Source organism: Pseudoalteromonas sp. H71 (genome assembly GCF_001468485.1).
In the GTDB taxonomy this organism is placed as follows: domain Bacteria; phylum Pseudomonadota; class Gammaproteobacteria; order Enterobacterales; family Alteromonadaceae; genus Pseudoalteromonas.
The window spans coordinates 34,669-46,560 of the sequence record NZ_LODI01000001.1; the positions used below are offsets into that span (position 1 = coordinate 34,669).

12 protein-coding genes and 1 pseudogene are annotated in these 11,892 nt (G+C 38.7%); 10 read left to right on the forward strand and 3 right to left on the reverse strand.

Going from position 1 to position 11,892, the window contains the following annotated elements:
* Positions 1 to 28: 28 nt before the first annotated feature.
* Together ygfZ and ATS71_RS00185 are read left to right on the forward strand one after the other, a co-directional pair.
* A complete protein-coding gene (gene ygfZ / locus ATS71_RS00180; protein ID WP_058402993.1) occupies positions 29 to 940 on the forward strand; it encodes a tRNA-modifying protein YgfZ in 912 nt (303 codons plus the stop codon).
* Positions 941 to 952: 12 nt separating this feature from the next.
* Positions 953 to 1,438: an FKBP-type peptidyl-prolyl cis-trans isomerase gene (locus ATS71_RS00185; protein ID WP_058402994.1), complete on the forward strand. Its 486-nt coding sequence runs from the start codon at positions 953 to 955 to the stop codon at positions 1,436 to 1,438.
* A gap of 38 nt (positions 1,439 to 1,476) precedes the next feature.
* Here ATS71_RS00185 and ATS71_RS00190 read toward each other — a convergent pair whose 3' ends face one another.
* The 3 genes from ATS71_RS00190 to ATS71_RS00200 are packed head-to-tail and all read right to left on the reverse strand — an operon-like array spanning position 1,477 to position 3,168.
* Positions 1,477 to 1,965, reverse strand: coding sequence for a hypothetical protein (locus ATS71_RS00190; RefSeq protein ID WP_058402995.1), 489 nt, complete (start codon positions 1,963 to 1,965; stop codon positions 1,477 to 1,479).
* 25 nt (positions 1,966 to 1,990) lie between these two features.
* Positions 1,991 to 2,803, reverse strand: coding sequence for a DUF481 domain-containing protein (locus ATS71_RS00195; RefSeq protein ID WP_058403321.1), 813 nt, complete (start codon positions 2,801 to 2,803; stop codon positions 1,991 to 1,993).
* A 44-nt stretch (positions 2,804 to 2,847) separates the two neighbouring features.
* Positions 2,848 to 3,168, reverse strand: a complete 321-nt coding sequence (locus ATS71_RS00200) for an HI1450 family dsDNA-mimic protein (protein ID WP_058402996.1) — start codon at positions 3,166 to 3,168, stop codon at positions 2,848 to 2,850.
* Between the two features lie 243 nt (positions 3,169 to 3,411).
* On the opposite strand from ATS71_RS00200, the gene ATS71_RS00205 reads away from it, so the two are divergent.
* The 8 genes and pseudogenes from ATS71_RS00205 to ATS71_RS18725 form a co-directional block, all read left to right on the forward strand.
* Positions 3,412 to 4,203: a crotonase/enoyl-CoA hydratase family protein gene (locus ATS71_RS00205; RefSeq protein WP_058402997.1), complete on the forward strand. Its 792-nt coding sequence runs from the start codon at positions 3,412 to 3,414 to the stop codon at positions 4,201 to 4,203.
* Between the two features lie 103 nt (positions 4,204 to 4,306).
* Positions 4,307 to 4,660 carry a CidA/LrgA family protein gene (locus ATS71_RS00210; protein WP_058402998.1) on the forward strand — a complete coding sequence of 118 codons (354 nt, stop codon included), beginning with the start codon at positions 4,307 to 4,309 and terminating at the stop codon, positions 4,658 to 4,660.
* Complete coding sequence (locus ATS71_RS00215) at positions 4,653 to 5,372, forward strand: LrgB family protein (protein WP_058402999.1); 720 nt, start codon at positions 4,653 to 4,655, stop codon at positions 5,370 to 5,372. Before ATS71_RS00210 ends, ATS71_RS00215 begins: the two co-directional genes overlap by 8 nt.
* Positions 5,373 to 5,409: 37 nt before the next feature.
* Positions 5,410 to 6,240 (forward strand): mechanosensitive ion channel family protein, encoded by an 831-nt coding sequence (locus ATS71_RS00220; RefSeq protein WP_058403000.1) that lies wholly within the window; start codon positions 5,410 to 5,412, stop codon positions 6,238 to 6,240.
* Between the two features lie 157 nt (positions 6,241 to 6,397).
* Positions 6,398 to 9,646 carry an nSTAND1 domain-containing NTPase gene (locus ATS71_RS00225; protein ID WP_058403001.1) on the forward strand — a complete coding sequence of 1,083 codons (3,249 nt, stop codon included), beginning with the start codon at positions 6,398 to 6,400 and terminating at the stop codon, positions 9,644 to 9,646.
* Between the two features lie 22 nt (positions 9,647 to 9,668).
* Complete coding sequence (locus tag ATS71_RS00230) at positions 9,669 to 10,052, forward strand: DP-EP family protein (RefSeq protein WP_058403002.1); 384 nt, start codon at positions 9,669 to 9,671, stop codon at positions 10,050 to 10,052.
* A gap of 240 nt (positions 10,053 to 10,292) precedes the next feature.
* Positions 10,293 to 11,282: a sensor domain-containing diguanylate cyclase gene (locus tag ATS71_RS00235; protein ID WP_058403003.1), complete on the forward strand. Its 990-nt coding sequence runs from the start codon at positions 10,293 to 10,295 to the stop codon at positions 11,280 to 11,282.
* Between the two features lie 336 nt (positions 11,283 to 11,618).
* Positions 11,619 to 11,892, forward strand: a pseudogene (locus ATS71_RS18725) (endo alpha-1,4 polygalactosaminidase); the annotation flags it as partial.

Here is an 11,892-nt window from a genome sequence, read left to right on the forward strand (position 1 = left end):
CTTCATTTGTATTGCAAAGAAGGTTTTTATGTCTAGCGTTTACGCATGTCCGTTATCTCACCAACTTATTAGCCTTACGGGTGCTGATAAATTATCTTATCTGCACGGGCAAATTACTCAAGATCTAAATAAATTAACCACCAGCAATTTTTTATGGACCGGTCATTGTAGTGCCAAAGGAAAACTTTGGGGTGTATTTAAGCTCTTTTCTCACCAAGACAGTTATTACTTATCTGGCAGCAGTGCCGAGGTAGAGCAATCATTAGTTGAGCTAAAAAAATACGCTGTATTTGCAAAAGTAGACATAAGCGCCTCTTCAAAGCGCCTCATTGGTCTTATTGGTGATGACTTATCCGCTACATTAGATGAGCTAAATATTACCTTTAACGAAAACACTTCAGCATGCGATTTTGCAAGCGGTAAGGCATTAAAACTGGCTAATAACCGAGTTCTGCTTATGGTCGATAACCAGTTTGCAGTACCTGACACTGTTTCTACGCTGGATAATGATACCCCATGGCAACAAGCAGCAATTTTAGCTGGCGAGCCACAACTTAACAGTGATGCAATTGGTGAATATGTGCCGCAAATGGTTAACTTACAAGCCATTGGTGGAATCAGCTTTAAAAAAGGCTGCTATACAGGGCAAGAAACTGTAGCCCGTATGAAATACCTTGGTAAAAATAAGCGAGCCATGTACATCGTATCAGGCCAAAGTGAAAGTATGCTGGACGAACCCGAACTTGAAGTACAACTGGGTGAAAACTGGCGTCGTGCTGGTAAGCTTATTGCGCAAAGCTTTGATGAAAAAACAAAGATCTTAACTGGCCTTGTTGTGTTGCCAAACGATACTGAGACAACGCAAGTACTTCGTGCAAAACACGCGCCTCAGGTAGAGCTAAACATTCTGCCTCTGCCCTACTCTTTAGACGATGAATAAATAGGAATGACTATGACCGTTGCGGCAAACAAAGTGGTAAAAATGCATTATTCAGTGATGGATAATGATGGTAACAGCATTGATAACTCGTTCGGTGGTGAGCCGCTACATTTTATTGTGGGTACTGGTTATCTAATTTCAGGCCTTGAAAACGCACTACTAGGTAAGCAACCTGGTGACACGCTAAGCGTAAAAGTAGAACCTGAAGATGGTTACGGTGAACGCCATGACAACCTAATGCAAGCTGTACCAAAGTCGATGTTCGATGGAATGGAAATTGAAGTGGGTATGCAATTTCGTGCATCAACAGATGATGGCGACCAATCAGTAATGATTATTGATATCCAAGATGAAGAGGTCATTGTTGATGGCAATAACCCGCTTGCAGGTATTACACTAAACTTCGATGTTGAAATACTTGAAGTAAGAGATGCAACAGCTGATGAGCTTACCCATGGCCATGTGCATGGCGAAGGTGGTTGTGGTCACGACCACTAATAAAACCTCTTATAAAAAAAGCGCCTAAGGCGCTTTTTTTATATCATATTATTACGTTTAACCACCTTGGGGTCACTTTGTTGCTTTTTAGGCTGTGCCACTGGTACGTTCTGTTTTTTAAGTGCGTCTAGTAACCCTTGTTGGTCGTTTGTACCCACTCTATACAAGGTGCCATCGTTAAGCGTTAGCTGAACAGCACTAAATCCAGACACAGTATAAACCCACCCATCGTGAGTTATGCGAATACCAATACCATGCCTGTAAGAGTTTTGAACTGCTTTCGCCTCAGAAATATCGCTAAGCGTAATTTGCTGGCCTGCCACACCAGGGCCAAATCCCCAGCAAATTGTTTTATCGTTTACTTTAACTGTTAAGCCATGAAACAAAAAGCCCACCAGTACCAATACACCTGCAAAAATAATTAACGGCCAATCTGCCCCAATTAAATTCCACGCTAAAGCAACAAAGCCACCAATCCAGGTCAAAACAAAAAAGATAAACACCGCATACTGTTTATGCTGATACATATTATTCTCTAATTAAATAAAATACTTAAAAGCTATACACCAAAGTAGCACTGAGCTCAGAATCAAACTTAAGTTTATCATCTTCTGGTTTTGAATTATAACGATACATATAAGCAAACTTAAGAGACACCGCCCCTATAACCTGGCTAATCAGCGCAGTTTCAGATTTTAATCGTGAATTTAACCCTGACAATGACTGCTCTATACTCACATCTTGATTAAAACGTGTTCGTTTTGAAACCAGTCGCTCCCATTGCATAGCAACACGAAGTAAGTAACCGGTTTTATTTTCTTCGCTTTCACTTACCGTTGAGTCTTCATCTGCTACCGAACGGTACAAACCAGGCCCGATATCAATATCTACTTTGTTCTTGGTGCCCTGATAAACACGCGCACCATACCCTGTTGCAATGGTGCTTTTAAATTTAAGGCCACTAAACTGATCTTCCTCGTAATCGCCATAAATAAAAAACGATGAATTTTTAACGCCTACTTTGTAGTTACCTTGTGCAGATACAAACACACGGTTTGCAGTTACGTCGCTGTCTCCAGTGTCGTCATTTTCGTCGCGCTTATAAAGGGAGTCAATTTTGAATTGGTTTCGCCACTTTTCAAAATCTTGGTAAAGGTTACCTTTGAGCTTAAAGCTGGTTGAATTGATATTACCCCGAGACAAAATAAACCCAAACTCAGTATCGCCGTAAAGCATTTCGCCTTTGTGTAAATCATGAATTTCTTCGTCAGAAAGCTGCCCATACTCATGAAAATCTTCAAATGGATCAACAGCCCAGCAAGAGCCACTAATTAAAATAAAAATTAAAAATAAATACTTACGCAAAATTCTATCTCGCCACTTAATCAAAAATAAACAAACAGCAGGGCTTATTCACTTTCTTTCCATAAAATATGGCAAAACGGGGCGTCTTTATCACGGCTAATTAAAATTTTTGCAAATAGTACATCTTCATTATCAAACTCTAAACCCACTAGCACTTGGATAAAGTGTTCTGGCTCAATTTCAAGCGCAACAAAATCTTGCCACTGATCGTCCGGTTCATCTTCTTCAATAAAGCCAAGATCTTCTCGGTACTCATTAAAGTTTTCAATGTCATCATCACTTAAGTTACTCGGTGCTAACTCTAAAAAAATATCATAAGCTTGATGTGTTGCTTCTTCGATTGTGAATAAACGTGGACCCGACATATCTGCGTAACCTTAACCTTAATAATTGGCGCTATGTTATCAAATCTGATTACCTATTTGATAAAAAAGCGTTTAAAAACCTGACTTTTTTAACCTCAAACCACACTTTATGTATTATCAAAATAAAACCAAGTAATTCAGACTGCCCATTTGCAAATAAATTCAATCTATTTTAAAAACCACATCACTTTACTTCCCTTTTGTAACCGCATAAGCTCAAACAACAGGTCAGAGGAGTTGATAATGATAAAACTAGAAAAACAAGACGGTATTGCAACGGTTACCTTGAGTCGTGCCGACAAACAAAACGCATTAAACTTTGCCATGTTTGTGTCGTTAAATAACACGATTAAAAACATAAAAAAGGATCGTACTATTCGTGCAGTAATTATAAAAGGTGATGGCGAACATTTTTGTTCAGGGCTTGATATTACCGCGGTTATGGCCTCACCTGTAAATATAATAAAATTACTGTTTAAATGGTTACCCGGCAACCAAAACTTAGCGCAAAAAGTTGTACTAGGGTGGCAATCGTTAAGCGTACCTGTTATTGCACAAATCAATGGCAACTGCTTAGGGGGGGGGTTACAAATAGCGTTAGGAGCAGATTACAGAATTGTACACAATGACGCCAAGCTAGCCATCATGGAAGCTCGCTGGGGGCTTTGCCCTGACATGGGGGCAAATGTAATGATGGGCGGACTTGTTAAACGCGACCAAGCACTTTTTCTTGCAAGCCATGCAACCCCTATAACCGCAGAGCAAGCAAACGAGCTAGGGCTCGTCACACAGCTAACAAACAACACAGAACTTGCTACCCAAACACTGCTAAGTACATTACTTGAGCGCTCACCCGATACCCTAGCTGCTATTAAGCGTATTACTCAATTAAGCTATCAGTCACAGCAACGAAAAATACTCGCAAAAGAAACTTGGAGTCAAATTCGTTTACTAACAAACCCAAATACAAAAAAAGCCATCGCAAAAGCAAAGGGTAAATCCGATATAGAATACAACAACGCTAAGCGGTGGTAATTAAATCGGCGTTAATACTAAAACGACGTTAATACTAAGGGACAATGTACACATTGTTATTGGTTGTTAAACTAAAAGCCCTCTATAAAATTGAGTAATAATGATGAAATACCTGTTAAGTAGCGCAATCATTTTGCTGTGTTTAGCCTGTGCTAAACTTATTATGCATTTTACAGGAGGCAGCTTCCCTGCCCCTTTACTCGCTATGGTTATTTTATTAGTGTTACTGCTAGCAGGTATAGTAAAAGAGGAACATTTAAAACCCTGCGCCTCTCCAATTTTAAATGTGATGCCTATTTTTTTTATTCCCGCTGGCGTTGGCTTTATTGAACATCTAAACCTTATAAAATCTAACTGGCCTTTTTTAATGTCTGTTATTTTTATTGTGCCAGCAAGTACATTATTGTTAGTTAGCTCAGTAATGGTTTTTTTCAAAAGTAGAAAAAACAATGACTGAATTAAAACCTGACCTTTGGTGGTTGTGTGTGCCTATCATTATTGCTTTGTTTTTACTGCTTAGGGCGTTTAATACACGCATGGAAAACAGTGCTTTAAGGTCAATTACAAACCCTGTTTTTTTAAGTATTGCCGTTATTGCTTTGCTATTGATTAACTTTAACCTACCTTATTCTGAATTTGCCCATCATAGCCAACTGCTAAGCTGGCTTTTAGAACCCGCCATAGTGGCTTTAGCACTGCCTTTATATCAGCAATTTATTCATGTTCGTAAAAATCTATTACTCATATTAGGCACTTGCAGTTTAGGTATAGTAAATGCCACCTTTGTGGCTTTTTTATTAAGTGTATTTTTTAAGGTCCCTTCAGAGCTTAGTGCCTCAGTAGCAGCGCTTAGCGTTACCACGCCTATTTCGTTAATTGTTACGGATTCACTGGGAGGGATCAGCTCTTTAGCCGCCGCTATGGTTATTTTTATTGGCTTACTAGGGGCATTATTTGGTTTCATGCTGTTTAGACTGGTAAAAATAGGCAGTCATGAATCCCAAGGTGTTGCAATGGGTACGGCCTGTCACGCTATTGGTACAGCAGCGGCGCTTGCTGAACACGCTAAAGTAGGCGCATTTTCATCGGTCGCTATGGCACTCAGTGCGTTATTAACTGCCATAATAGTCCCACTTCTCTATCCTTTTTTAGTAAACAGTTTGCTATAGTTTACAAAAATTTAATTACACGAGCTAAAAGCCCATAATGATCAGTTCTGAAATCGAACAATTTGAAAAATATTACACCATGCTCACTGAGTATTTAGTTACCTACAGCATGCAAATTGTAGGAGCTGTTTTTATATTGTTGGTAGGCCTGTGGGTAGCACAAAAGCTATCTAAAATAGTCGCCAACATAATGACACGCCACAACATAGACATAACACTAACAAACTTTGTCAGCAGCGTTGTAAAAGTACTGCTTATTGTGATGGTAATTGTTATTGTGCTCGGCAAAATAGGCATTAGTGTAACGCCATTTGTTGCCGCCATTGGTGCTGCCTCTTTGGGCGCGGGCTTAGCACTACAAGGCATGCTATCAAACTACGGGGCTGGCCTTGCAATTATAGCCACTCGCCCATTTGTGGTTGGTGACACCATTGAAGTAAAAGGCGTCAGCGGGCAAGTAAAAACAATAGAGCTTGGTTACACCATACTCATCAACGAAGAGAAAGTTGAAATAACAATCCCAAACAAACACATTGTGGGTGAAATTATTCATAACTCATTTAGTTATTCTTTAGTAAAAGGTGAGATTGATATTGCCTATAGCGCCTGTTCAAATACCGCTATTAGCCTAATAGAAGGTGTTTTAAATGCACACGAAGGCGTTGCTAAAAACCCCACATCGCAAATAGGTATTGAGCAATTTGCCGATAGCGGCGTTACCATTAGTTACCGATACTGGGTACCTACTACGAAAATTATAGAAACAAAGTTAGCTATAAACGGCGGTGTATACAAAGCCATTAACGACGCTAATATCGAAATACCTTTCCCGCAACGTGTTGTTACTATAAATAAAAACGACTCATAACTTTAAATATAACGCTGGTCTAGCCAAGGGCTGGCGTTAAAATAACTCAACACCACTGACTAAAAGTCATATTGGTTTGTTATTTTTTCTGTACTATTAAGTTACAGCTTAAAAAGCCGATACATTTTTAGAACCACAAAAACAATAATGAGTCACTATGAACCTCAGCCCATTTTATTTAGGCGATTGGCAGGTAAGCCTATCAAACAGCATTCAACATGCTGGTAAAAACAAGCAGCTAGAACCAAAAGCCATGGATGTTTTAATCTATTTATGCTTAAAAAAAGGGGAGCTTGTTAGCAGTGACGAACTACTTAACCACTGTTGGAAAAATATTGAAGTAGGCGATAACCCGCTACATAAAATAATTACACAGTTGCGCAAAGCTCTTGGCGATAAAGCAAGTGCACCACAATACATAGAAACAATAAGAAAACGTGGCTACCGTATTATTGCAAAGTTAGACTTTCCTTTAAGTGAAGAAGCCCCCAAAGTAACAAGCTGGCAAGGTGGATCGCCCTTTTTAGGATTAAGCGCTTATAATACAACCGATAACCACCTGTTTTTTGGCCGAAATCAGGCTATTGCCACTTTATTGGAAAGAGTGGCTAGCCAAGTGCATTTTGGTCGCGCTTTTTGCTTAATTTTAGGCCCAAGTGGTACAGGTAAATCATCCTTAGTGAACGCGGGCATTTTGCCTAAATTGCTTGATAAACGCGGCTACAATGGGATTGGTGTGGTTTCGTATACTCAACTAGATTTCGCAGATATTGACCACAGTCGGCTTTATTTAGATTTAGCGTCAGCCATGCTTGATTGGGATATAAATAACCTGCCTGTCTTTGATGGTTTGAGTGCCGAAACACTTGCCCAGCAATTAACGCAGAACACCAATAATGTTATCCATACTTTAACTAATGCACTAAATCAATCAGTACCAACACTTAACAAACCGCAATTATTTTTGTTCATAGATCGCTTAGAAGTACTTCTTTCATCACCTTTGTTTGATGATGAAACACGTAGCCAATTTTTATCAGTTATTGAGCGCTTAGCAACGTCTAAAGCGGTGATTGTATTTAGTGCGTGCAGAAACGATTTTTACCCTTTAGTGGTTGAGCAACCAAGTCTTATGGTGGGCAAGGCTCATGGCGCGCATTACGATTTAACCCCGCCAAATCGCCATGAACTACAACAAATTATTCGCTTGCCAGCGTTAACCGCTAATTTAACGTTTTCACATGACCCGCAAACCCAAACACCTCTTGATGAAATACTTTGCGCCGATACCGCCAATAATCCAGATGCACTGCCCATGCTGCAATACACACTGCAAGAGCTGTATTTACAGCGCAGTGATAATAATGAGTTGTTACACAGTGTGTATAAAAAACTTGGCGGTATTGAGGGCGCCATAGGCAAAAAGGCAGAAGATGTATTTATTGGCCTTAGCAACAAACAACAACTGCAACTAAAAAGCGTGTTATCACAATTAATAACGCTAAACCCTGATGGTAAAACTATTACTAGCCGCGCAGCCCGCTTGCAAGCGTTAACCAACACCAGCCAAATAGAACTTGTACAAGCCATGGTCGATAGCCGCTTATTTGTATCGCACTTACAAAATGGCGAAGCCTGTTTTAGCCTTGCGCACGAAGCATTATTGCGTCAATGGCCGCGCGCAAAACAGTGGATAAGCGATCACAAAGATGCATTAGCAATAAAAAGCCGTTTACAACACCAAGCACAAAATTGGATAGATGAAGGCAAAAGTAATGCTTACCTCCTTGCGACAGGAAAACCGCTGCAAGAGGCCGTTACCTTATTAAACGACAACACATTCGAACTAGGCGATGACGAACACGCCCTTATAACCAGCTCTCTTAAGCATAGTAAGACAAAAGCCACCCTGAAACGTGGCACCGTCGCTCTGCTTTGTTTACTTACCTGTGTTGCCTTATTTATGAGTGTTACCAGCTTCCAAGCGCAGCAACTTGCACAGCAGAAACGCCAAGAGGCCGAAAGCTTACTAGGGTTTATGGTAGGTGATTTTGCCGATAAATTACGCAGCGTAAAGCGTATGGACTTACTTGATGGCATTAGTAATAAAGCACTTGAGTATTTTACCAATCAAGTCGAGGAGCCAAGCTCGATATTTAACTTTAGCAGTCAACAAGCCGAGTTTAAAAGTCGCTTTCAGTTCGCACAAACTCTGGAAGCCATGGGGGAAGTGGCCTATTCCCGCGGGAAAACCATTGAGGCCTTCACCGCCTTTGAAAACGCCCGCATTCGCCTTGAAGCATTATTAAAAATTCAGCCAAGCAACTTAGAGTTACTAGCGCTTGCCGGTGTCAATGCTTTTTGGCTCGGCCAGCTTCATTACGATAAAAGCGATTACGCAGCCACTGAGCCTTTCTTAAAAAAATATCATATCTACAGTAAAAAAATGTATTCATTAGCACCGAATGATTTTAATGCCATTATGGAGTTATCATATTCACACAATTCGCTGGGGTCTTTATATTTACAGCGATTTAACTACACTGGCGCTAAACAGCGCTTTGCAGAGTCGCTCGCCCTTAAAAATGAAGCGCTTGAGCTTAAACCCAATAATAAAAACCTATTACGCGATAAAGCCGACACTATCAGCTGGCTTGCTAAAACAGAAGAAAGATTGGGTGATTTTAACGCAGCATTAACCATGTATGCAAATGCTTCAAATGAGTTAAAAAGTTTATTAATTGAATACCCAGATGATGCAAGTTTAGCAAGCAGTTTAGCTTATACTTATATTCAACAAAGCTATCTATTAAGCTATTTATCTAATAAAAAGCTAGCCTACAAAAAAGCACAGCAAGCTACAAAAACAGTTAATAGCGCACGATTGCAAGATCCAAAAAGTAAAGAAATTCAACATTCTTATTATCGTTTTTTGGCCCACCAGTTAGTGCTTTCACCTAATAAAAAAGTTGATAAGCGAATTACCAAAATTATCAAATTTATGAAAGATCAAGGCTTTATAAATAACCTTACTGTTAATACACAATTGAGCCTTATACAGTACTTTATTGATAAACAGTCACCGCTTAAAGCACAAGAGTTATTGACGGCACTTGAAAGTGATAAAAACTATAAACAGCATAGAGGCAATCTAATAGCAAGTGGCGATAATTTAGCGCCCACACGAATAAATTTACTTAAAGCTAAGTTAACTTCAACCAGCAAGCAGCGAGAACAATTTTGCTTAAATGCGCTTCAAGCCATTGCTAAAACAGCAGAAACAAATCAAAGTGTTCGCATTACGTACCCGCTAGTACAGGCTTACACCTGCTTAAACCGAGCTAACGAAATCCCAAAAATAAAAGCAAGCCTAGTAAAGCTTGGTATTACTGACTTTAAACTATAACTATGAATACAAAGGAAATAATATGAATAGCACTCAAGAACAAATTCACTTTACAGTTAACATTGTACTGGGCAGTGACGACGAGGCTAACTTTACATACTCTATAGATGGTAAAGAAGTGACAGGCGGCGGAGTTGTAAGAACCGAAACCGCGGGCATTTATAGTTTAGATGAAGCCACACTTGCTAAAGGCTTTTTATTCACCGGCGCTACTATTACTGATGTAGATAAAGAAACGCCTTGCGCCCAAGACTTTAGCTTTAAAGTAAGCGATAACGGCCGCACAATTACTATTATCGATACCGATGAAAACCCAGGTACTGCCTGTTTAGTATTTAACGTTGAGTGCAATGGCAAAGCGTATAAAAGTGCCGATCCACAAATTGAAAATAAAGAAGAAAAGTAATTAACAACGGTTAATTACTAAATTGCACAGGGCTGGTTTATTCCTGTGCAACATTTGATACTTTAGGCACCTTCCCAACTACTCTGAAAACTAAGAAGCCAAACTATTAGCACCTAAAAAAGAAAACAAGCAAATAAAAATCAATAAGTTAAACCAGAAGGTTACCGAAAGGTTTAAAAACCATAAATTGAATAAACTGCTAGACATCAAGTTTCATTAACAATAAAAATGAGCAACACCATGTCTAACAATAATGAAAATAGCAGAGCAAATAACACCGACAACTCTGTATCTGCATTAATGAGCAGCATTTCTAATACCGTTAACAATGAAAAAATAAGCGCGATTATTAATGTTACTAATGTGATGGCCGATGCTATTTTTATTGTAAATGCACACGGTGTGTTTGAATCGGTAAACCCAGTAGCTGCACGATTTTTTAATGTTCCTTCAGATATACTAATTGGTAAAAAGTGGCAGCATTTTTTACAAGAGCAATACCGTAACGATTATGAATACATGTTTGAAAGTTGGAAAAACAATTATCAAACGCCCCTTAATCATGGCCCCAAAGAAGTAAAAATAATTAAAGCCAATGGTAATTTTTTAGATGTAGAACTGTCGGTTTCGTGCATTCCACCAGCCACAACCAATAATACTCCTTTATTTATTTGCATCATGCATGACATTTCTAAACATATAAAAAAGTATAAAGTACTCGAAACACTTTCAAAGCTCGATCACCTAACGGGTATTGCAAATCGTGGCACGCTAGAAAAAACAATCCACAAAGATTGGCAAACATGCCTAATGAACAAGCAGCCATTAAGTTTTATATTGATTGATATTGATTATTTTAAACTATTTAACGATAACTTTGGGCATGTAAAAGGTGACAAGTGTTTACAAAAAGTAGCAAAAACAATTGAAGAATGCCTACCGTCAAAAGACAGCTTAGTTGCCCGATACGGTGGAGAAGAGTTTGCCGTGATATTACCACGGTCTCATATTTCGAACGCTGAAATGATAGCAAAGCGTATCCAAGATAGAATTTTAAATTTAAATTTTAGAGAAATAGGCCTACCTGACAACGTTAAAATTAGCGTTAGCCAAGGCTTAGCGTGTGAATACAATAACCAATATAGAACATCTGAAGCATTAATGTGTGCGGCCGATAGCGCTTTGTATAGAGCTAAGTCGGAAGGAAGAAACATGATTTGTATCAGGTAATGATTACTATTAAAACAATGAACTTTATAAAAGCCATTTTATAAGTGAAGTGGCTTTTAAATTTATCCATAACCGACAATAAATATTTACATTTCTTTACAAATTCCGTTTAAAACCCAAGCCTTTATTAACGGTTTTATTTATTTAAATTCATAAACTTGCAATAATAACACCGCCTAAATAACAAGTTAAGTTAGTATGAATTTAAAACAACATGATAGACCTTTTATTTTTGTTAACATATAATAATACTTAATAATTAATACAAAATAACTAGAATAGCCTCGGAACGCCTTCCTTTGAGCAATAGTTTAAAATTAATATAACGAATCATTAATGAAATATATTTTATGGCTTTTGCTTTTAGTATCAGCGCAGTTACTAGCAAAACCCGTTAATAACAGCATCGCATTTTACTACTCAGCCCCAATGCCCCTAGCCGAAATGACTTTTTACTCGCGCGTTGTTGTGCAACCTGAGTTAGTGACTGAGCACGAATTAAATTGGTTTAAAGAACGTAATATTTCAGTTTATGCTTATTTGAGCATTGGCGAATCATACAATGAAAGTGATTATTCACTCACCACAAACCCTAATTGGAATAGCTATA